Source organism: Brevundimonas sp., assembly GCF_044239655.1.
Classification (GTDB): domain Bacteria; phylum Pseudomonadota; class Alphaproteobacteria; order Caulobacterales; family Caulobacteraceae; genus Brevundimonas.
This window is the reverse complement of the sequence record NZ_JBIIAY010000052.1, coordinates 1-21,140: the sequence shown is the minus strand read 5'-3', so window position 1 is coordinate 21,140 and position 21,140 is coordinate 1. Positions and strand designations below refer to the sequence as shown.

At 67.5% G+C, this 21,140-nt stretch carries 22 protein-coding genes and 1 other RNA gene; 11 read left to right on the top strand and 12 right to left on the bottom strand.

Translation table 11 applies throughout. The features are described from left to right. Positions 1 to 91: 91 nt before the first annotated feature. From alaS to rutB, 6 genes are all read right to left on the bottom strand, one after another. Positions 92 to 2,758: an alanine--tRNA ligase gene (alaS, locus tag ACILQR_RS08875; protein WP_395651083.1), complete on the bottom strand. Its 2,667-nt coding sequence runs from the start codon at positions 2,756 to 2,758 to the stop codon at positions 92 to 94. 99 nt (positions 2,759 to 2,857) lie between these two features. Next, positions 2,858 to 3,322, bottom strand: a complete 465-nt coding sequence (locus tag ACILQR_RS08870) for a GNAT family N-acetyltransferase (RefSeq protein WP_395651082.1) — start codon at positions 3,320 to 3,322, stop codon at positions 2,858 to 2,860. A gap of 177 nt (positions 3,323 to 3,499) precedes the next feature. After that, entirely contained in the window at positions 3,500 to 4,552 is a 1,053-nt protein-coding gene (gene rutA, locus ACILQR_RS08865) for a pyrimidine utilization protein A (protein WP_395651081.1), read from the bottom strand. Between the two features lie 11 nt (positions 4,553 to 4,563). Continuing rightward, positions 4,564 to 5,364, bottom strand: coding sequence for a pyrimidine utilization protein D (rutD, locus tag ACILQR_RS08860; RefSeq protein ID WP_395651080.1), 801 nt, complete (start codon positions 5,362 to 5,364; stop codon positions 4,564 to 4,566). Positions 5,365 to 5,545: 181 nt separating this feature from the next. Next, positions 5,546 to 5,938 (bottom strand): pyrimidine utilization protein C, encoded by a 393-nt coding sequence (gene rutC, locus ACILQR_RS08855; protein WP_395651079.1) that lies wholly within the window; start codon positions 5,936 to 5,938, stop codon positions 5,546 to 5,548. A 2-nt stretch (positions 5,939 to 5,940) separates the two neighbouring features. Next, positions 5,941 to 6,642, bottom strand: coding sequence for a pyrimidine utilization protein B (gene rutB / locus ACILQR_RS08850; protein WP_395651078.1), 702 nt, complete (start codon positions 6,640 to 6,642; stop codon positions 5,941 to 5,943). Between the two features lie 121 nt (positions 6,643 to 6,763). On the opposite strand from rutB, the gene ACILQR_RS08845 reads away from it, so the two are divergent. After that, on the top strand, positions 6,764 to 9,283 hold the full coding sequence (locus ACILQR_RS08845) for an ATP-binding protein (RefSeq protein WP_395651077.1): 2,520 nt from the start codon (positions 6,764 to 6,766) through the stop codon (positions 9,281 to 9,283). Between the two features lie 72 nt (positions 9,284 to 9,355). On the opposite strand, the gene ACILQR_RS08840 is transcribed toward ACILQR_RS08845, so the two are convergent. Both ACILQR_RS08840 and ACILQR_RS08835 read right to left on the bottom strand, forming a co-directional pair. Then, positions 9,356 to 10,027, bottom strand: a complete 672-nt coding sequence (locus ACILQR_RS08840) for a hypothetical protein (protein ID WP_395651076.1) — start codon at positions 10,025 to 10,027, stop codon at positions 9,356 to 9,358. A gap of 86 nt (positions 10,028 to 10,113) precedes the next feature. Then, positions 10,114 to 10,980, bottom strand: a complete 867-nt coding sequence (locus ACILQR_RS08835) for a WecB/TagA/CpsF family glycosyltransferase (protein WP_395651075.1) — start codon at positions 10,978 to 10,980, stop codon at positions 10,114 to 10,116. A 118-nt stretch (positions 10,981 to 11,098) separates the two neighbouring features. On the opposite strand from ACILQR_RS08835, the gene ACILQR_RS08830 reads away from it, so the two are divergent. Beyond that, a complete protein-coding gene (locus tag ACILQR_RS08830) occupies positions 11,099 to 11,842 on the top strand; it encodes a type 1 glutamine amidotransferase (protein WP_395651074.1) in 744 nt (247 codons plus the stop codon). A gap of 30 nt (positions 11,843 to 11,872) precedes the next feature. Further along, complete coding sequence (locus tag ACILQR_RS08825; protein WP_395651073.1) at positions 11,873 to 12,334, top strand: hypothetical protein; 462 nt, start codon at positions 11,873 to 11,875, stop codon at positions 12,332 to 12,334. A 195-nt stretch (positions 12,335 to 12,529) separates the two neighbouring features. Here ACILQR_RS08825 and rnpB read toward each other — a convergent pair. Continuing rightward, positions 12,530 to 12,912: RNase P RNA component class A (gene rnpB, locus ACILQR_RS08820), an RNA gene on the bottom strand. Positions 12,913 to 12,951: 39 nt separating this feature from the next. Here rnpB and ACILQR_RS08815 point away from each other — a divergent pair. Beyond that, entirely contained in the window at positions 12,952 to 13,191 is a 240-nt protein-coding gene (locus tag ACILQR_RS08815) for a hypothetical protein (RefSeq protein ID WP_395651072.1), read from the top strand. Beyond that, positions 13,188 to 13,427 carry a type II toxin-antitoxin system RelE/ParE family toxin gene (locus tag ACILQR_RS08810; protein WP_395651071.1) on the top strand — a complete coding sequence of 80 codons (240 nt, stop codon included), beginning with the start codon at positions 13,188 to 13,190 and terminating at the stop codon, positions 13,425 to 13,427. Before ACILQR_RS08815 ends, ACILQR_RS08810 begins: the two co-directional genes overlap by 4 nt. A gap of 53 nt (positions 13,428 to 13,480) precedes the next feature. Here ACILQR_RS08810 and ACILQR_RS08805 read toward each other — a convergent pair whose 3' ends face one another. From ACILQR_RS08805 to sppA, 3 genes are all read right to left on the bottom strand, one after another. Next, positions 13,481 to 14,245 (bottom strand): N-acetylmuramoyl-L-alanine amidase, encoded by a 765-nt coding sequence (locus tag ACILQR_RS08805; protein WP_395651070.1) that lies wholly within the window; start codon positions 14,243 to 14,245, stop codon positions 13,481 to 13,483. 18 nt (positions 14,246 to 14,263) lie between these two features. Then, a complete protein-coding gene (locus tag ACILQR_RS08800; protein ID WP_395651069.1) occupies positions 14,264 to 14,581 on the bottom strand; it encodes a hypothetical protein in 318 nt (105 codons plus the stop codon). Between the two features lie 137 nt (positions 14,582 to 14,718). Beyond that, positions 14,719 to 16,497 (bottom strand): signal peptide peptidase SppA, encoded by a 1,779-nt coding sequence (gene sppA, locus ACILQR_RS08795; protein WP_395651068.1) that lies wholly within the window; start codon positions 16,495 to 16,497, stop codon positions 14,719 to 14,721. 216 nt (positions 16,498 to 16,713) lie between these two features. On the opposite strand from sppA, the gene panD reads away from it, so the two are divergent. The 6 genes from panD to ACILQR_RS08765 all read left to right on the top strand — a co-directional run. Beyond that, positions 16,714 to 17,070 (top strand): aspartate 1-decarboxylase, encoded by a 357-nt coding sequence (panD, locus tag ACILQR_RS08790; protein ID WP_271147126.1) that lies wholly within the window; start codon positions 16,714 to 16,716, stop codon positions 17,068 to 17,070. A 60-nt stretch (positions 17,071 to 17,130) separates the two neighbouring features. Beyond that, complete coding sequence (hemF, locus tag ACILQR_RS08785; RefSeq protein ID WP_395651084.1) at positions 17,131 to 18,000, top strand: oxygen-dependent coproporphyrinogen oxidase; 870 nt, start codon at positions 17,131 to 17,133, stop codon at positions 17,998 to 18,000. A 278-nt stretch (positions 18,001 to 18,278) separates the two neighbouring features. Then, positions 18,279 to 18,752, top strand: a complete 474-nt coding sequence (locus ACILQR_RS08780; protein WP_271146734.1) for a division/cell wall cluster transcriptional repressor MraZ — start codon at positions 18,279 to 18,281, stop codon at positions 18,750 to 18,752. Further along, positions 18,749 to 19,699, top strand: coding sequence for a 16S rRNA (cytosine(1402)-N(4))-methyltransferase RsmH (gene rsmH, locus ACILQR_RS08775; RefSeq protein WP_395651067.1), 951 nt, complete (start codon positions 18,749 to 18,751; stop codon positions 19,697 to 19,699). Before ACILQR_RS08780 ends, rsmH begins: the two co-directional genes overlap by 4 nt. Next, the gene (locus tag ACILQR_RS08770; protein ID WP_395651066.1) at positions 19,696 to 20,130 is read left to right on the top strand and encodes a cell division protein; all 435 of its coding nucleotides are present in this window, start codon (positions 19,696 to 19,698) and stop codon (positions 20,128 to 20,130) included. Before rsmH ends, ACILQR_RS08770 begins: the two co-directional genes overlap by 4 nt. Further along, positions 20,127 to 21,140: penicillin-binding transpeptidase domain-containing protein (locus tag ACILQR_RS08765; protein ID WP_395651065.1), on the top strand; the 1,014-nt coding region annotated here is incomplete at its 3' end. The genes ACILQR_RS08770 and ACILQR_RS08765, both read left to right, overlap by 4 nt.

The window sequence follows — 21,140 nt, the reverse complement described above, 5'->3', positions numbered from 1 at the left end:
CGCCCCCTCCGTCACGGCCCGTGAAGATGGGCCGCGCCACCTCCCCAGCGCTTCGCGACGGGGAGGAGAGGTACTTCTCTGGCCCGAAAGGTCAGCCCGCCAGCGCCGCACGTACCGCCGCCAGACCGGCCTCGGCCTTCGAGCCGTCGGGGGCACCGCCTTGCGCGAAGTCGGCCTTGCCGCCGGCGCCCTGGCCGCCCATGGCCAGCACTGCGGCGCGGGCGAGGTCGGCCGAGTTGACGCGATCCGTCACGTCACTGGTCGCGGCGACGGTGACCGCCGCCTTGCCGTCGGTCACGCCGATCAGGGCGACAACGCCGGAGCCGACCTGTTTGCGGAAATCCTCGGCGACGCCGCGCAGGCCCTTGCCATCGACGCCGTCCAGGATGCGGGCGATCAGCTTGACACCGTTGATCTCTTCCGGAGCGGCGGAGGCCGTCGAACCGCCGCCCAGGGCGAGTTGCTTCTTGAGGTCGGCGACCTGTTTTTCGAGCGCGCGGCGTTCGGCGGTCAGGGCCTCGACGCGGGCGGGGACATCCGCAGGCTGGACCTTGAAGCCCTGGGCCAGGCGACGGGCGACGCCGGCCTGGGCTTCCAGATACTGACGCGCGGCCTCGCCGGTCAGGGCCTCGATGCGGCGGACGCCGGCGGCGATGCCGGTCTCCGACACGATCTTGAACAGGGCGATGTCGCCGGTGCGGGCCACATGGGTGCCACCGCACAGTTCGACCGAATAGGGCTTGGCCGCATCGGTCAGGGACCGACCCAGCGTCAGGACGCGGACCTCATCGCCGTATTTCTCGCCGAACAGGGCGACGGCGCCGGCCTCGATGGCCTGTTCCGGGGCCATGAGTTTGGTCTCGGCGGGCAGGTTCTGGCGGATGACGGCGTTGACCTCGTCCTCCAGGGCGGCGATCTCGGCCTCGGTGAGCGGGGCGTTGTGGCTGAAGTCGAAACGCATCCGGGCGGCGTCGACCATCTGGCCCTTCTGGGCGACGTGGGCACCGAGCACATTGCTCAGGGCCTTGTGCAGCAGGTGGGCGGCCGAGTGGTTGGCGCGGGTGGTCAGGCGGGCGTCGGCCGTGGCGCGCAGCTGGACCCGGGCCCCGATGGTCAGGGTTCCCGACGTGATCTCGACCTTGTGGGCATAGAGGTCGCCGCCGGCCTGTTTCAGAACGTCGAGCACCGTGCCCGCGCCCTGTTGGCCCGAGGCGTCCGTCCATTCGATCTCGCCCCGGTCGCCGACCTGGCCGCCGCCTTCGCCGTAGAAGGGGGTCTGGTCGAACAGGACCTCGGCGGTCTGGCCGGGTTCGAGCTGATCGACGGAGGCCCCGTCGGTCACGATGGCCAGGACCTCGCCCGAGCCCTCGACGGCGTCATAGCCGGTGAAGACGGTGGGCCCCAGGCGGTCCCGCAGGGACAGCCATTCGCCGGCCGAGGCCGTCTGGCCCGAGCCCTTCCAGTTGGCCTTGCCGCGCTCGCGCTGCTGGGCCATCGCGGCGTCGAAGGCGTCGTTGTCGACCGACAGGCCGCGACGGCGCGCCTCGTCCTGGGTCAGGTCGAGCGGGAAGCCATAGGTGTCATAGAGGGTAAAGGCCGTCTGGCCCGAGATGACCCCGCCCTCGGACAGGCCGCTGGTGGCCTCGTCCAGCAGGCCCATGCCGCGACCCAGCGTGGTGCGGAAGCGGATCTCTTCCTGCTTCATGGTGTCCTCGATCGAGGCCTGGGCGCGGGCCAGTTCGGGGAAGGCCTCGCCCATCTGGTCCACGAGCGTCGGGACCAGGCGGTGCATCAGGGGATCGGCGGCGCCCAGCAGGTGGGCGTGACGCATGGCGCGGCGCATGATGCGGCGCAGGACATAGCCGCGCCCCTCGTTCGACGGGGTCACGCCGTCGGCGATCAGGAAGGACGACGACCGCAGGTGGTCGGCGATGACGCGGTGGCTGGCGGCCTGGGCGCCGTCCGACTTCGTCGAGGTGGCGTCTTCGGAAGCCGCGATCAGGGTCTGGAACAGGTCGGTGTCGAAGACCGAGTTCTTGCCCTGGAGCACGCTGGTCATCCGCTCCAGCCCCATGCCGGTGTCGACCGAGGGCTTGGGGAGTTTCCGAACGATCTCGTCGTTCTCCTTCTCGAACTGCATGAAGACGTTGTTCCAGATCTCCACATAGCGGTCGCCGTCCTCGTCCGGCGAACCGGGAGGGCCGCCGGGGACGTGGTCGCCGTAGTCCCAGAAGATCTCGGTGCAGGGGCCGCAGGGACCGTTGTCGCCCATGGCCCAGAAATTGTCCGAGCCGGCGATGCGGATGATCTTGTCATCGCCGAAACCGGTGACCTTCTTCCAGATCGCGGCGGCCTCATCGTCGTCGATGTACACGGTGACCAGCAGCCGCTTCGGGTCGAGGCCGTAGTCCTTCGTGACCAAATTCCAGGCGCGGTCGATCGCGTGTTCCTTGAAATAGTCGCCGAAGGAGAAATTGCCCAGCATCTCGAAGAAGGTCAGGTGGCGGGCCGTATAGCCGACGTTGTCCAGGTCGTTATGCTTGCCGCCCGCGCGGACGCATTTCTGCGAGGACGTCGCGCGCGGGTAGGGCGGGACGGCCGCGCCGGTGAAATAGTCCTTGAACGGCACCATGCCCGCGTTGACGAACATCAGCGTCGGATCGTTCTGCGGCACCAGCGGGGCCGAGTGGACCTTGGTGTGACCGTCGGCCGCGAAATAGTCGAGGAAGGTCGAGCGGATCTGTTTCAGCGTGGTCATGGCGGGTCTTCTCGGGGAGGCGGGCGCGGGCGAACCGGCGTCATATAGGGGTTTTGCGCGCCGTGCATCACCCGTGGGGCGAACGCCGTGTGTGGCCGCTCACAAATCCAGGTGCAGGAACTGGTTGAAGGCGCTGCGTTCGTAGTCGCTGAAGGCCTCGCAGTCGACGAAGCCGCGACGGCGATACAGGGTCAGGGCCGGGTCGAAGGCGGGGCCGGAGCCGGTCTCGAGGCTGAGCCGGCGATAGCCCCGGTCGCGGGCGGTGGCGATCAGATGTTCCAGCAGGGCGGCGGCGACGCCGGTGCGCAGATGGTCGGGATGGGTGCGCATGGACTTCAGCTCGGCGGTGCCGTCGGGCAGGGCCTTGATCGCGCCGATGCCGGCGATGGCCTCGCCGCGCCAGGCGGTGAACACGGTGATGTCGGGGGTCTGGAGACCGGTCAGGTCGAGCGCGCGGACGTGATCGGGCGGGGAGTTGGCGTGCATCCCGGCCAGGTGCAGGGCGAGCAGGGCACGGGTGGGTTCGGAGGAGAGGTCGTCGGGGCGGATGGTGAGAGGTGGCACATCATACCTTTCGTCATTCCGGGCGAAGGAGAGCGAAGCGAACCGCAGACCCGGAACAAGGCGGCGCCGTAGCGAAGCGCAGGCGATGGCTCACCAGTCTCGTACGCGACAGGTTCGCGCTCTCGCGCGCCGCCTCGTTCCGGGTCTCCGCTGCGCTCCGCCCGGAATGACGAAAGATTACTTCCTGCATTCCATCAGCGGCTGGATCTTCTGGCCGAAGTCGTCGATGCCCTTCTCGAAGTCGTCGAAGGTGAGCAGGACGCCCGCCGTGCCCGGCACCGTGGCCACCTCGTCCAGCATGCGGGCGATGGAGGCGTAGGAGCCGACCAGGGTGCCCATGTTCAGGTTCACCGCCGCCTTCTCGGCCGCGAGCTGTTTGGTGTTGGTGTCCTCGCCGGTGTTGGCGGCGGCCTGGCCGACCAGCCATTTCACGGCCTCCTTGTCGACGCCGTCGCGATAGAGTTCCCACTTGGCCATGGCGGCCTCGTCGGTGTCGTCGGCGATGACCATGAACAGGATGTAGGCGGCGACGTCGCGGCCGGTCCTGGCCTTGGCGTCCATCAGCCGCTGGCTGACGCCGGCGAAGGCGGTCGGGGTGTTGGTGCCCATGCCGAGTGCGAACGAATAGTCGGCGTACTGGGCCGTGAAGGCCAGGCCTTCGCCCGACGAGCCGGCGCAGATCAGCTTGGTGTCGGTCGCCCGGGGGCTGACCCGACAGTCGGTCATGGTGAAATAGTCGCCCTTGAAGTTCGAAACCCCGGTGTCGAACAGGTCGCGTAGAACTTGCGCGTATTCAGCCAGGTATTTGTAGCGGTCCTTGTAGTGGCTGTCGCCGGGCCACAGGCCCATCTGGCTGTACTCCGCCTCGGCCCAGCCGGTGACCAGGTTGATGCCGAACCGGCCCGGCGCAATGGAATCGATGGTCGCTGCCATGCGGGCGACGATAGCCGGGGGCATGGTCAGGGTGGCGGCGGTGGCGAAGATCTTGATCCGCTCGGTGACGGCCGCCAGCCCCGCCATCAGGGTGAAGCTTTCCAGGCCGTGCTCCCAGAAGCCCGTCTTGCCGCCGAAGCCGCGCAGCTTGATCATCGACAGGGCGAAGTCGAGGCCGTAGCGGTCGGCCGCCTGGACCACCTTCTTGTTGAGCTCGAACGACGGCATGTACTGGGGCGAGGTCTCCGAAATCAGCCAGCCGTTGTTGTTGATCGGGATGAAGACGCCGACTTCCATGGAGTGACCTTTCAGACGTCGCCGAGGAGGAAGGCGATCAGACGGGCATTGAAGACATCGGGGACGGTCGCCGTAAAGGCATGACCGCCGTAACGGACAACATCGAGGGTCGCATTGGGCAGGCCCTCGACCAGCCGGCGCGACAGGCGGGGCGGGACCAGCATGTCGTCGGCGGACGCCGAGACCAGGACGGGGTGCGGGATGTCGGCCAGCCGGGCGTCGACGTCGAAGGCCAGCAGGGCGTTGATGCGGGCCAGCATGACGTCCGGGCGGGGGAAGGTCTCGACATGGTGGGCGTCGCTGATCCTGAGCGTCGCGTCGTTCTGGCTGATCCAGTCGGGCGGATAGAGGAACAGGGCCTGCGCCTCCACATAGGCGGCGGGGCCGAAGGCCTCCAGCAGGCGGGTGCGGGCGGCGAAGCAGCGGGCGACGTGCGGATCGGGCCGGGACCATCCGTTGACGACGACGAGGCGGTGGAGGCGATCCCGGTGGTCGAGCGCGAGTTGCAGACCAGCGTTGCCGCCCGCCGCATGGCCGACGAGGTGGGCGCGTGGGGTCTCGGTGGCGTCGAGGACGGTGACGATGTCCTGGGCCATCGCGGCGACGGAAGTGTCGGGTTTCAGGCTGCGGTCGCTGCGGCCCGTGCCGCGATGGTCGTAGAGGATGACGCGGAACCGCTCGGTCAGGGCCTGCATCTGGGGCGACCAGAAGGCGGCCGAACCGCCGAGGCCGGCGGACAGGATGACGCTGGGCACGTCGGCCGGACCGTCGTGGACCTCCCAGCAGAGGCCGTCGGTGGTTCCCGCATTCACTGTTGGCGCTTCTGTTTCAGTGGAGTTGCCCCATGAGAATGTCGTCATCCTGGGCCTTGTGCCCAGGATCCAGATTCACGTTGGTGGCTGTGGGCCACAACAGAGACCGAGAGTCTGGATCCTCGCCACAAGGGCGAGGATGACGTGAGTGGAGCTGAGATAGCACTCGATAGTGCCGTCGTCAGACGCGTTTGCCGATGTGGGCGATGGTGGCGATCTCGACCAGGAAGTCAGGCTTCACCAGGCCGCACTGGATGCAGAACCGGGCCGGTTTGTCGCCGGGGAAATACTCGGCATAGACCTTGTTCAGCGCGGCGTAATGGGCCCAGTCGGACAGGAAGATGTGGTTCATGGTGACGTCGTCCAGGGTCCCGCCCGCAGTCTCGATCACCGACTTGATGGTCTCCAGCACGATGCGGGTCTGGCCCTCGGCGTCGCCGACGCAGGCGACGTTGTTGTCCTTGTCGAAGGCCAGGGTGCCCGAGACGTAGACCACGCCGTCGGCCAGGGTGCCGGGCGAGAAGGGGGCGATCGGGGTCTGGGTTCCGGGCGGGGTGATGACGATCTTGGGCATGGTCAGGTCTCCTGTGAGGTGGGCGCGATCTGGCCGACGACGCCCTTGAAGTCGGCGACGCTGGAGACCCAGCCGAAGAATTTCTCGATATTGTAGATCGCGGCCTGTTGCACGAACGCGGGGCCGGCCTGGTGGGTGGCGTCCTCCAGCACCACGCCGAAATATTCGAGAAAGAAGCCGTCCCTCAGCGTCGATTCCACGCAGACATTAGTGGCGATGCCGACGAAGACGAGGGTGCGGATGCCGCGCGAACGCAGGACGCTGTCGAGCTGGGAGTTGAAGAAGGCGCTGTAGCGGCTCTTGTGCAGGCAGATGTCGCCGGGCTGGGGCGCAAGCTCATCGACCAGTTCATAGTCCCAGGTGCCGCGCGCCAGCAGGGTGCCGTGCAGTTCGGGCCGGGCCCGCATGGTCTTCAGCGCATTGGACTTGTGCCAGTTCGGCGATCCGGGGCCCCCCGCCTCGACATAGTCGGGGTCCCAGCCGTTCTGGAAATAGATGACCTGGACGCCCGCCGCCCGCGCGACCTCCAGCACCCCCCTGGTATTGGCGATGACCCTGGCCGCGCCCGAGATGTCGAAGCCCGCCAGGTCCAGATAGCCGCCCGGCGAGGCATAGGCGTTCTGCATGTCGATGACGATCACCGCCGTGGTCGCCGGGTCGATCTGGAGCGGGTCGGGGCGGGCGGGAAGGGTGATCGTCGGCATTCACCCACCATGACACAGAGCGCGCGTCCGCCAAGCCCTTCGGCACCGCAGCACGAAAGCGGATACCGCTAAGCCTTGTTCAATAAACCTGTGTCATGGCTGTCCGGTAGCCGGATTTTCGATGCCCAGATTCAGTCTTGTCCTTGTCGCTCTTCTGCTGGGCGTCCTGATCGGCGGTCCCGTCTGGGCCTCCGCTCCGCAGCGGTCCCCGCGCGAGCTGGCGGCGGCCGTGGAACGACGCGCGGGCGCGACCGACTTCGTTCAGCTGGCCATGTTTGGCGCTGTGGCGATGGGGCGAAACGACCGCGAGGGGCTGAACCGGCTGTATCACGTGGCCTGGATATTCCTGAACCAGGGCGATTTCGACAATGCCATCCTGTGGAACCGCAGGCTGGAAGCGGCGGCGCGGCGGCTGGACGACGGCCGCTATGTGATGATCGCCCACCTGAACAATCTGGCCATCCGCTATGACCAGGGCGATGCGACGGCGGCAGCACAGATGGCGGTCCTGGCGACATCCGAGCGCGACTGGTTCACCCGCGCCCACGCGACGCGCCTGCACGCCCTGTCCCTGATCGACGAGGACCGGATCGGCGAGGCGCTCAAGATGCTGGGTGACGTGGACACCCTGATCCCCGAGGGCGACCGATACGCCGCCACGGCCCATGCCGGGGTGTGGGAGATGGTCGGGATGGGGCTGATGGACCTCAACGACTTCGACGGTGCCGCCACCGCCTTCGGCCGGTTCGAGATCGATTTCGCCGACCCGGCCTATCCGCGCCCCGATTTCGACAGCCTGTACAATCTTGCGCGGCTGGCGGCCCAGCTGGGGGACGCCGATCTGGCGCGGCAGTTCTATGCCTCGCATCACAGGCTGTCCGAGCGGGCCAATCTGCCCAGTCTGTCGACCTATGATGCCAATCTGTGCGCCATGGTGGCCGAGGCCGGTGACGATGCGCGGGGCGTGCTGGACTGTCTGGAGCCCTATGGCCATGACCTGGGCGAAGCGGCCTTCCTGGCCGGCAGCCTGCTGCCGATGCGGGCCATCGCCTTTGCCCGCACGGGCCAGGTGGCGGAGGCCCAGGCCGATCTGGCCGAGATTCGCCGCCGCGAGGCCTCGGGTGCCTTCCGCGAGGACAGCGCGTCGACGCTGCCCCTGGTCGAGGCCGAAATCCTGTTCGCCCGGGGACAGTCGGCCGAGGCCTACCGGATCCTGCGCGCCTATGACCGGGCCGACGCTCAGCGGATCGCCCAGAGGTTCAGCGCCGGCATCCGCCAGGTCACCGGCGACATGGAGGAAAAACTGGATGAGCGCCGCGCCCAGCTGGAGACCGTGCGCGCCAACGCCAGTCTGCAACGCGACGTCATCCGGTCCCAGAACTGGATGTTCGGCATTGGGATCGTCTTCTTCCTGTTCGTCAGCGGGGCCATGGTCTGGCAGTTCCGCCTGTCGGGCCATCTGCGCGCCGCGCGCCACCGCGCCGACCTGGCCAGCCAGTCCAAGAGCGAATTCCTGGCCAATATGAGCCACGAGATCAGGACGCCCCTGAACGGCATCGTGGCCATGGCCGACACCCTGACCCGCTCGGTCCTGCCGCCGCGCGAGCAGGAGATGGTGGGGGTGATCCGGTCATCGGGGATCACCCTGGAGCGGCTGTTGTCCGACATCCTCGACACGGCCCGGATCGAATCCGGCCAGGTCACGATCGAGCCGATTCCCTTCCACCTGGGCGAGGCGGTGCGCAGCATCGGCATGCTGTGGGGGCCCAAGGCGATCGAGAAGGGCGTCGATCTGTCGATCAACCTGGATCCCGGCCTGGACATCGCCGTGATCGGCGACCCTGTGCGGTTCCGCCAGATCCTGACCAACCTGACCTCCAATGCGCTGAAGTTCACTGACGCGGGATCGGTGCGGATCGAGGGCGCGCCGACCGGCGTCGGCGCGATGCGGTTCACGGTCACCGACACCGGCGTCGGCTTCGACGACGCCGAGAAGGCCCGCATCTTCGCCCGCTTCCAGCAGGCGGACGGATCGATCACGCGGCGGTTCGGCGGCACGGGCCTGGGTCTCGCCATCTCGCGCGACCTGGCCGAGCTGATGGGCGGATCAATGGATTGCCGCAGCCGGCCGGGCGAGGGGGCCAGCTTCTGGTTCGACCTGCCGCTGGAGCCTGCGTCCGAGGCGGTGGTCGAGACGGCGGATGCCGTGGCCGACACCGACGCCCGGGGACTGCGCGTCCTTCTGGCCGACGACCATCCCGCCAACCGCAAGGTGGTCGAGATCATGCTGGGCGACAGCGGTGTCGAACTGACGATGGTCGAGGACGGCCAGCAGGCGCTCGAGGTCTTCACCGTCGAGCCGTTCGACCTGGTGCTGATGGACATGCAGATGCCGGTGATGGACGGCCTGACCGCCACCCGCGCCATCCGCGCGCTGGAGGCCGGGACGGGTCGGACGCGCACCCCGATCGTCATGCTGACCGCCAATGCCCTGGCCGAACACGTCGCGGCGGGCAAGGAGGCCGGCGCCGACGGCCACCTCGCCAAACCCATCACCCTGGCCACCCTGTTCGCCGCGATCGAGGCGGCGATGGGGGCTGAGGTGGAAGACCCGTCCTCGGGGCGTGCGGAAGCTGCCTAACGGTCTGTAGGTCCGGTATCGGTGCAGAGGGTCAGGTCTGTTCGCGACCCGGTACGGACATCGAGCCTCGCGCTATGACACCCATACGTTGGTCTGAGCCGTCTCTTTCCAACTGCCGTCTGACTGCTTTCGATAGTAAACCACCCTGCCGACCCAATCCAAGTCGAGCGACACAATCGCTTCCTGTCCGTCGGGCGAGAGCACGGCTTTCTCCGCTCCGAACCACACTTCGTTCAGTGGCTGGCGGATGTGCCTTTGACCGCTGCGTGGCAGCGCGTTCTGCGACGCCGCATAGGCACGTAGCTCTGGACAGGTCGCAGCGTTGACTGGAGGCGCTGTGGCGAAGGCCCGCGCCATCTCCACAGATGGCCCGCCAGCAAAGGGCGGCAACTCAGCGTCGCGCGAGCGTTGAGGCCAAATCCGTTTCCGGGGTGACTCAGCGGGAAAACCAAACCAGTCGGACTGAAGCGGAAATCCTGCCTGTTCATGCATGGCTTGACGAACGAGAATGTCTCGTTCGCGGAAGCTGGTGGATCCCGTCACATCCAGACGCCACCGACGGTGCGGATGTTCCCAACCGATCTGTTGTTCAAGGGCTTGAGCGGCAAGGCTGCATTCGAGGCTCGATATTTGAGCGTCCAGATACGTAGATCGTTGCTCGCAAGACGCCAGCGCCATGCATCCAGCCATCACGGCCGCTTTGATGCCGCTCGACCGAGTGGTTCTGTCGCACATCATGGCCATGACAAATGATTGGCCGAAAGCGCATTTGAGGCAATGTCAGCTTCCCGCAAAGCGGAAGCGCTGAATCGTCCTTTGCCGACGGCGCCTCAGCGCCGCTTTGCCCCCGCCACATCCGCGACGATCAAATCCATCAGGCTCCAGGGCTCGATGAAGTAGCGGCGGAACAGGCGTTTGGGGTCGGCGGTGACGCGGTAGAGCCATTCGATGCCCATCCGGCCCATCCAGCGCGGGGCGGCCTTCTGGGCCCCGGCCTCGTAGTCGAAGGCGGCGCCGACGGAGAAGATGACGCAATCCGGCAGGGCGTCGAGGTTCTGCTGGATCCACAGTTCCTGGCGCGGCATGCCCATGCCGACGAACAGGATGTGGGGCTGGAACAGGGCAGCCTGGTCCAGCACGTCCTGATTGCTGTCCGAGCCTGGCGTCATGTCAAAGAAGCCGTCGCGGACCGAGATGCGGGCGCGAGGGTAGCGGGCCAGCAGGCGATCGCGGGCGACCTCGACGACGTCCGCCGCGCCCCCGACATACATGACGCGCCAGCCGTTGCGGTTGACCAGGCTCCAGAAATGATCGCGCCAGTCCAGATAGGTGCAGCGGTGGAAGGGCCGGCTGTTCAGGCCCAGGGCACGGGCGAAATGCACCAGGGGGGTGGAATCCAGCTCGATCAGATCGGCCCGCTCGTAGAAGGCCTTCATCTCGGGCACCCGGCGCATCAGGGCCAGGCTGTTCAGATTGTGGTTGGCGACGATCGCCTTCTTCTTTTCCAGGATCCAGCGCTGCATGTGATGCAGCACCTCTTCGGGCTTCACCAGGTCGATCGGCTGGCCCAGCAGCACGATCCGCTCGTCGGTGCGGCGGGCCTTGCGGAAGTTCGGGCGCGAGTCGTCGCGGCGGTCCGGTCCGGTGCGGGCGGCGATGAAGGTGGAGCTGTCGGCCATGGCTGGACTGTGCGCCATCAGGCCTCAACGCCCGGTCATCAGACAGGCTTAACGAAGACCTGAGGTTTCATCGCGTCAGATGGGCTTTCCTCATGCGCCGCAGAACGGCAGAGGAGGATCGATCCCGGAGCCTGTCTTGAAACCCATCGCCATCCTGGAGACCGGCAAGCCGCCCGCCGACCTGGCGGACTCGTTCGACGACTATCCGGCACGGTTCCGTGCCCTGCTGGGCGAGGGCGTGCCGACGGTGCGCTTCGACGTCCAGGCCGGGCGGTTGCCCGACGACCCAGGCGCGTTTCAGGGGGCGATCGTCACGGGCTCGGCGGCCGGGGTCTATGAGGACCTGCCGTGGATCGCGCCGCTGCTGGACTGGCTGCGGGCGGCGCGGGGCCGGACGCGGCTGGTCGGCATCTGTTTCGGGCATCAGGCCATGGCCCAGGCGTTCGGTGGACGGGTCGAGAAATCGGATCGCGGCTGGGGCGTGGGATCGCATCGCTATGAGGTCCACAGTGACGAGCCGTGGATGTTTCCCCGCTCGAAGGCCATCACCATCGCCGTGTCGCACCAGGACCAGGTGATCGTGCCGCCGGCCGATGCGCGGGTCATCGCATCCAGCGCCTTCACCCCCTATGCGTCCCTGGCCTGGGATCGCCATGAGGGCGAGCCGGCGGTGTCGTTCCAGTGCCATCCGGAGTTCCAGCCGGAATACGCCGCCGCCCTGGTGCGCCAGAGGCGAGGCCATCGCATCCCCGAGGCTCTGGCTGACGCGGCGCTGGACACCCTGGCGCGACCCAACGACCGGGCCGTGCTGACCGCCTGGATCCGCGCCTTCCTGATGGTGACGCCGCCGCCGGTCGAGGACGACGGCAGTGGCATCTGATATGCAGGGGGCGGCGTCGGAGGCCCCCGAATGAAACAGTTTACCCTTGCATCCATCCTGCTGCTCGCGCTCGGCGCGGCGGCCTGTGGGACCACGGCGGCACGACCGGGTGCGGGGTCGGCACCGTCCGCGCCCCTGGCCTCCAACGAGGACTGCGCGGTCCTGGCCCAGGCGCTGGAGCTGTTCGACCGGCCCCACGACGGGTCCGGCCTGGCGGTCATGGAGGTGGCCCAGCTCGAGACGCCGTCCTTCCGGCCGCAACGGCCGGAACAGCGCGCCGGCGGGCCGATCTCGATGCGGTCATGCCCGCTGACCGAGGTGCGGCTGGTCAACAGCGGACCGGCGGTCCAGCTGTGGCGGCCCGAAATCCACGACGACACGGTTCTGGTCGCCTATCGCGCCACCCCCGCCGACACCATCATCCACGCCGTGCTGGAGCGCACCACCGAGGGCGGCTGGCGGCACAAGGGTGCCTTGCTCGGCGCGCGGTAACCAAATCGGCTCAAGAGCGTATGGAGGGGTGGCGGCCCAACGTCCTCGACAGTTTGCGGTATCAGGGAGGTCGGGCCGCCGGTCGCCGGGGGACCAGCGACGAAGGTCACTAAGGCATATTGCGACGCCTTCGCAAAGTCCTATCGCCCTGACACACCATGACAATCCGGTCATGGGCGCGAAGCTCTGGGGAAAAGCGTCAGACGGCCTGTAAGCCGGGTTCTGTCCCGATCCGAGGACCGGTGACGATCATTCCTCTGGACCGCCCATTGCTGGACGGTTCTCGCGACCTACCCGGACGTCTCGGGCGGTGAACCCTGCGCGGGCGAACCCGTGCGCGACGTCCCTATTCGGTCTTGCTCCAGGCGGGGCTTGCCATGCCGGTCCTGTTGCCAGGCCCGCGGTGGGCTCTTACCCCACCCTTTCACCCTTACCGGTCCCGCAGGTCCGGAGGTTTGCTTTCTGTGGCGCTATCCCTCGGGTCGCCCCGGGCGGGCGTTACCCGCCGCCTTCTCACCGTGGAGCCCGGACTTTCCTCGACAGGGGCAAGCCCCCGCCGCGACCGCCCGGCCGTCTGACGGGCCGGGTTGTGGAGCAGGGGGGGCGGGGGGTCAACCTTGCAAGGTGCGACCGGCCTGAAAGTCTGCTATGATGCTCAAATGGCGCATCCAGCCCAAACTGAAGAGTTCATGGTCTTCGAGAACCGGGAAGCGCGGTTGGCGTGGGAGCGTGAGCGGCTGGCAGAGGCCGAAGACGATATCGCCAATGGGCGTGTCATCTCGGGCGATGAAGCACTGGCCTGGCTTCGTAAAGAACGGGCTGAAGCTCAAGCGGCCATGTTCCTCGAAAGCGAATGAGTGACCCGTTTCAGGTCGAGTTTACGGCGCGTTCCCGTAGCGACCTGAAATCGGCGAAGGCCTGGCTGACACAGCCAGGCAGCGGGCAGCGATCACACGCGCGGTACATCTCGATCATCGACGCTCTCGAGAACCTCAGCGAGACGCCGCATCGGTGGCCGAAAAGCGAGCACATTGGCTTCCGGAAGCGATCGATCGACGGCTATCGCATCTTCTACAGTATCGACGGAAATTGACGGATGGTGACTGTCCGCCGGATTCTGGGCCCTGGGCAGGATGAGGCCGCCCTCTAATTCAGCACGCCCGTGACGCTCTCCGCCGTCGCCAGTTGCAACACCCCCATCAGGGTCGCGCGGGTTTCGCCGTCCGCGACGCCGTCGACGCGGCTCTGACGCCAGTGGCGCTGGAAGGCGCGGACGGTGGTGGCGGTGTCCTCGTCATAAGTGGAGCCGGGCTGGAGGCCATAGCCCAGACGGTGCAGGCCGGCGCGCAGCACGACCACGCCGATGCCTTCGTCGCCGATCTGGAGGAAGCCGCCCAGGGCCGCGATCCGTTCGGCGGCCGGCTCGAACCACAGGCCGTGGCCGGCGCCGGCCAGGGCCTTCCACGGAAACAGTTCGCCGGGGTCTTCCTTGCGATCGGGGGCCAGGTCGGAGTGGGCGATGATGCGGGCGTCGGGGATCGACCAGCGCGAACGGATTTCGGAGGTCAGGGCGATCACCGCCGCGACCTGGGCGTCCGGAAAGGGCCGATAGCCGAACTCATGGCCCGGATTGACGATCTCGATGCCGATGGAGGCCGCGTTGACGTCGGTCTCGCCCTGCCAGACCCCGCGACCGGCGTGCCAGGCACGGCGTTCCTCGGGTACCAGCGCGAAGACGCGGCCGTCCTCCTCGACCACATAGTGGGCCGAGACTTTCGCCTCGGGGTCGCGCAGGCGGGCCAGGGCGGCCTCGCCGGTCTGCATGCCGGTGTAGTGCAGCACCAGGATGTCGGGCGGGGCGCGCCGGGCGTCGAAATTGGGGGAGGGCGCGTCGATCAGGTCGAGCGGCATAATGCGTCGGGCGCGGCTTTAGCGGCCGGGCCGCTCCCAGCCGTAGGCAACCCAGGTGTCGCCGACCTTCTGGGCCTCGATCACGTCGTCGTCGCGGCGGCGCTGCACAGTCACCTTGCGACGGGTCCGCATGGCGAAACCGGCGAAGAAGACCAGGATGCTGGCGATCAGGGCGATGACCGCCACGGCTGCGGCGGTGAACACCGCAAGGATCGCGCCGACGGTCAGGGCCGCCACCGTCGCGATCAGTCCCGCCAGCCACATCAGCGGCGCGAGCACACCCCCGTTCGAGCGGCGGGCGTTGAAACCGAGGGAGGCGACGCGATCCTGGGTCATGATGGTCCTTGGCGGCCGGGGCCTTCAGGCGCGATGGATCACGCCTGAGGACCCAATGTCGGTCGAATGACGCCCATCGTCAAGGAACAGGCCGTTCACGGAACGGTGCGCCCTTGTCGCAGGCTGAGCCGCCGTCGTCAGGGCAGGGGCTGATCGGCCAGGACCACGGCCCCCGAAGACCGCATCCGCTCGGCGTCCACCCTTTGCAGCAGGGCCTGGGCCTGGGGGTCGGCCATGACGCCGCCGATGGCGACCAGGGCGTGGGCCGCCTCGCTGGAGACGCCGAAGGCCGACGACAGGGCCTCCCACGGCGATTCGGCCTCGGGGAACCGTTTGTAGCGGACGGAGCGGTCGGTCGGGATGCGGGCCAGTTCGCGAGCCTTGGAAATGGCCTCGGTCACGCCACCCAGTTGGTCGACCAGACCCAGGGTCTTGGCCTGGGCACCGGTCCAGACGCGTCCGCGCGCGATCTCTCGCACCCGGGCGACGGGCAGGCTGCGACCGGTCGAGACACGGGTCACGAACTCTTCGTAGGTCTTGTCCATCGAGGCCGAGAAGGCGGCGCGCTGGGCCGCAGTGAAGGGTTCGGACGACGAATAGGCGTCGGCATACTGGCCGCCGACCGAGATGCCGCGCACATCGACACCGAACCGGGCCAGGGCGTCGGCGATGACGAACTTGCCGCCGAACACGCCGATCGAGCCGGTGATGGTCGAGGGTTGGGCCACGATCCAGTCGGCCTCGGAACTGATCCAGTATCCGCCGGACGCCGCATAGTCGCCCATGGAGACCACGACCGGCTTGCCGGCCTTTCGCGCCGCGCGGACGGCGGCCAGGATCTGTTCGGACGCTTCCGGAGAGCCGCCGGGCGAGGAGACGCGGAAGACGATGGCCTTCACGTCCTTGTCCTCGATCGCGTCATAGATGGCCTTGGCCGTGACGTCGGAGTGGATGGACGAGCCGCCGCCGAAGCCGGTCGAGCCGCCTCGCCCGGTGACGATGGCACCCTCGCCGCCGACGATGGCGATGGCGTCGCTGCCCGAGCCGGTGCGTTCACCCTGCGACGACGCATAGTCGCCGAACTCCAGAATGTCGGCATTGTTGCCCGCGCGACGCTTGGCCTCGGCCTCGGCCTCCTCGGCCTGGCCGATCTTGTCGATCAGCTTGAGCGACAGGGCCTGCTGGGCGGTATAGGGGCCGGCCTCGATCGTGGTCTGCAGGGCCGGAACCGCCGTCTTGCGGTCATTGGCGATGCTGGCCAGGGCGGCGTCATAGATGGAGGTCATCCAGGCTGTCATCGCCTCGCGGTGCGGCTCGGTGAAGTTGGACTGGGTGAATTGGTTGACGGCGTTCTTGTACTCGTAACGCTGTTCGAAATCGGCGCGGACGCCGTATTTGTCGAAGGCGCGGCCCAGGAACATCTCTTCGGACGCCAGGCCCGAGACCTGGAACGACGCGGTATTCTGCATCCACAGCTCAGAGGCGGCGGCGCCGACCATATAGCTGGAGATCACGGTGCCGACGGGCGAGAACCCTTGCGAATGGGCGATGACCGGTTTGCCGGCGGTGCGGAAGCGGCGGATCGCCTGGCGGACCTCGTCGGCGGCGGCCGGGGTGACACCACCCTCGGGCAGGCGGACCAGCAGGACCTTGATGTGGTCGTCCTTCTCGGCCTGGGCCAGGGTGTCGACGATCTTCATGGTCGACAGGCCCGAGCCGCCGAAGATGGCGAACGGATCGGTCGGGGCCTGGTCGGTCAGCCCCTCGCGCAGGTCCAGTTCCAGAACGGCATTGGCCGGGGTCGCGGGCTTGGAGGACGATGCGGCCGCCGCGCTGATCAGCACGATCGGCACCACGACCAGGAACAGCACCAGCCCGGTGAAGACGCCGAGCACGGTCAGGAAGAACTGTTTCATGGGCGTCTGGCGGTCCGTCGAGGACCGGCGTGGCCTCGTTGGGGACCATAGTGCGCGCGCGGTCGCGGTCAAATGAAGGTCTCTTCACGCGCGAGCGAATTCATCGCGCCCTCGCTGCATCGCAGCAACGCGATTGATGGGGACCGGTTAAGTCCCTATATGAGCCGTCTGCGAGCGGGGGCCCACGCCCCGCGTCACGATTGGGACGACAAGCCTATGCTGGTCACCCTGATGAAGGCCAAACTTCACCGCGCGACGGTGACCCAGGCCGATCTGGACTACGAAGGCTCGATCGCCATCGACGGCGATCTGCTGGATGCTGCGGGCATCTTTCCGCACGAACAGGTCGATGTGCTGAACATCACCAACGGCGCGCGGTTCACCACCTATGCCATCGAGGCCCCGCGCGGCTCGCGGACCTTCGGCGTCAACGGCGCTGCGGCGCGCCTTGTCCAGAAGAACGACAAGATCATCGTCGTGACCTATGGCCAGATGCCTGAAGAAGAAGCGCGTCAGTGGTCGCCGACCGTCGTGCTGCTGGACGACCAGAACGCGATCAAGCGCGCGGCCTGATCGCTTTCATCCCAGGATGACGGGTCGGGGAATGGGCGCTAAAGCCCGTCCATGAGCGACGTGACCACCGACCCCCTGGCCCTGAAGAAGGCCGAGACCCGTGCCTGGTTCGAGGTACTGCGCGACCGTATCCATGCCGGGTTCGAGGCGCTGGAGGACGCGGCGTCCCCCGACCTGTTCCCCGGCGAACCCGGCCGGTTCGTGCGTACGCCGTGGACCCGCTCCGAGGGCGGCGGCGGGGTGATGGGGATGATGCACGGGCGGCTGTTCGAGAAAGTGGGCGTCCACTGTTCGACCGTCCACGGCACCTTTCCCGCCGACTATGCGAAGACGGTGCCCGGCGCGGCCGAGGATCCGCGGTTCTTCGCTACCGGCATCAGCCTGATCGCCCATCCGTGGAGCCCGCGCGTGCCGGCGGTCCATATGAACACCCGTTTCATCGCCACGACGCAGAGCTGGTTCGGGGGCGGGGCGGATCTGACGCCTGTGCTGGACGTGGATCGAAATCAGGACGCGCCGGACGCCGTCGCCTTCCATGCCGCGATGAAGGCCGCTTGCGATCCGCACGACGCGACCTATCATCCCAAGTTCAAGGCCTGGTGCGACGAGTATTTCTGGCTGCCGCACCGGAATGAGCCACGCGGTATCGGCGGCATCTTCTACGACCATCACGACAGCGGTGACCACGACGCCGACTTCGCCTTCACCCGTGACGTGGGGACGGCGTTCCTGGATATCTATTCGGCGATCGTTGCGCGGCGCATGGTCGAGCCTTGGACGGCGCAGGAGCGTCAGGAACAGCTGGTGCGGCGCGGCCGCTACGTCGAATTCAACCTGCTCTACGACCGCGGCACGATGTTCGGGCTGAAGACCGGAGGGAATGTGGATTCAATCCTCAGTTCCATGCCGCCGACCGTCGCCTGGCCCTGAGGGGCCGCTTTTCCACCGTCAATGATCGGTTAACGCCTTGGGCGGAAAGGGGACGCGTGATGCACCCACAGCCTGTTAATACTTGCGATGTTCTTTGTATGTTCCGATTATGAACAGTCTAGAGCGTCGAAATCATCTTGATCGTGGTTAAAACGCGTCAACCATCCCATTGAGACCCAGTTCATCCCATGCTATCCCAGATACGTATCCGGGGGTGATCGGCGTCATTTGACGCCTCGGCAATCAGGGGCGGGCCGGAAGGTTCGAGTGGGCTTAGGTTGTTTCGTCAGACCTACGAGAAACAGCTGGACGGCAAGCGCCGCCTCCTGATCCCGCAGGACTACCGCACCGCCGACAACGGCGCAGAGACCGCTGTCTTCCTGTTTCCGTCCATCGAAGCCGACTGTCTGGAGGCGGGCGGCGACCGGCTTCTGGCGACCCTGACCGACATGATCCAGGACCTGCCGTTCGGCTCGGCCGAGCGTTCGGCGCTGGAGTGGCAGGTGATGGGCGAGCAGACGCGGCTGGCCTTCGATGCCGGTGGGCGCATCACCCTGCCCGAGAGCCTGTGCGCCGAGGCCGGGCTGGGCGAGGACGTGGTGATCGTCGGTCTGGGCGACCGGTTCCAGATCTGGAACAAGGCGGCCCATGCCGCGCGCCGGGCCGAACAGCGCGCCCTGGCCAAGGCCTCGATGGCCCAGATCGGCGCCCAGAAGCTGGCGGCCCAGATGAAGCGGGCAGAGGGGGCATGACCGCGCCGCACGCTCCCGTTCTGCTGGCCGAGGTGATCGAGGCCCTGTCGCCGCAACCCGGCGACGTCGTGATCGACGCCACCTTCGGCGCGGGCGGCTATACGCGGGCGATCCTGGCGACGGGCGCGGAGGTCATCGGCCTGGACCGCGATCCGACGGTGCAGCCTCATGCCGATGCCGTCGCCAATGACTTCCCTGGAAAATTCAGAATGGTGCGGACCCCGTTCTCGGGTCTGGCCGAGGCCTTCGAGGGAACCGGCAAGCCCCGGCTCGACGGCGCGGTGTTCGACATCGGCGTTTCGTCGATGCAACTGGATCAGGCCGAGCGCGGCTTCTCCTTCATGCGCGACGGACCGCTGGACATGCGGATGTCGAGCGAGGGCCCGAGCGCGGCCGACATCGTCAATACCTATGACCACGGGCCGCTGGCACATCTGCTGAAACTGTACGGCGAGGAACGTCAGTCGGGGCGGATCGCGACGGCCATCCTGCGCCGTCGTCAGGCCGAGCCCTTCACGCGGACCCTCGATTTGGCCGAGGTGGTCGAAAAGGCCCTGGGCGGGCGGCGCGGAGCCCCGACCCATCCGGCGACGCGGACGTTCCAGGCGTTGCGGATCGCGGTGAACGACGAACTGGGCGAGCTGGAAGCCGGACTGGCGGCGGCTGAAGGCGCGCTGGCTCCCGGCGGGCGGCTCGCGGTTGTGACCTTCCACTCGCTGGAAGACCGGATCGTGAAGGCCTTCTTCACCGAGCGCAGCGGCAATGCGCCGGGCGGATCGCGCCACGCTCCGGTCGCCATCGAGACCCGCAAGCCGTCGTTCACCCTGCTGTTCAAGGGCGCGCGCGAGGCGGGCGACGCCGAATGCGCGGCCAACCCCCGGGCCCGCTCGGCCAAGCTGCGGGCCGGCGTCCGCACCGACGCCCCCGTCTGGAAGGTGGCGGCATGATCGCGTCCGGGCCCCGATCCAATCCTGTTCAGCGGCTGTTCGACTGGAAGGTGCGCGGCATCCGCTGGATCGAGATCATCGGCGCGGTCTGCGTCGCCGCCATGGTCTTTTCGGTCTATGTCGCCAAGACCGCCGCCGCCCGCGAAAGTTCCGAGATCGGTCGTCTGGAAGGCGAGATCTCCGAGACCCGGCAGCGGGTCCGCCTGTTGCGCGCCGAGATTTCGCGCCTGGAACAGCCCAGCCGTCTGGAGGCGCTGTCCCATGCGGCGGGGCTCGCGCCCGTCGATGTCCATCGTCAGGCGACCGAGAGCCAGCTGACCTCGCTGAAGCCCGCGCCCGCCCCGGCCGAGGTCGCCCCGCCCGCCGCCGCCGAGGCCCCGAGCCCCGTCGTCACGCCCGTGCCGCCCGTCACCGACGAGGCGCCGCAGTGAGCGTTCAGGATCATCGCGGTCACTTCCGTCCGGCCCCCGGTGCCGAGCCGATCGGCCGGGCCCTGTCGCCCTGGCTGCGCTGGGCGGCGTCGGCCGTCTGGTGGGTCGAGCACGCCTTCGAGCGCGCCCGTGCCGACGCCCGGCCGGAGGAGGACACCCGGGTCCGCATCTTCCTGGTCATGGCGGTGTTTGCCGTCGTGTTCGCGGGCCTGGCCATCGGTGCGGTCCGCGCCGCCCTGTTCGTCGAGAAGAGCGGGGTCGGTTCGGCCGGCAATCCCGACGCCCTGATCCGTGCAGACCTGGTGGATCGCAACGGCGTGCTGCTGGCCACCAACATCACCCACTACGGCCTCTATATCGATCCGGCGGAGGTCTGGGACCGGGCCCTGGCCATCCGTGAACTGCGTCGGGCCCTGCCGCGCATTAAGGCGGATCGGCTGCGGACCGTCTTGTTCGGCGAGCGTCGCGCCCTGGTCGCCCAGAGCCTGACCCCGGCCGAGCGCGCCGCCGTCCACGCCCTGGCCCTGGGTGGCATTTCGTTCGAGCCCGAGGATCGCCGCGTCTATCCGATGGATCAGTCGGCGACCTTCGTGATCGGCCAGGCTGACAGCGGTGGCATGGGCATCACCGGCGCCGAACTGGCCTTCAACGACGAGATCCGCGCGGCCGGTGCCGTCAGCCGCGACTTCCCCCTGTCGATCGACCTGCGCGTCCAGGGCGTGCTGGAAAACGAACTCTATGCCGCCGCCCGCGAGAACGGCTCCAAGGGCGCGGTCGGGATCATCGCCGACACCTCGACCGGCGAGGTCCTGGGCATGGCCAGCTATCCGCAGGACAGCCAGGTCAACCGGGCCGTGGCCTCGGTCTACGAGATGGGGTCGGTGTTCAAGACCTTCACCGTCGCCGCCGCTGTCGATACCGGCCGGGCCGACATGAACACCATGATCGACGCGTCCAAGGCCTATATGATCGGCAACCGGGCCATCAAGGATTTCCACGCCACCAACCGG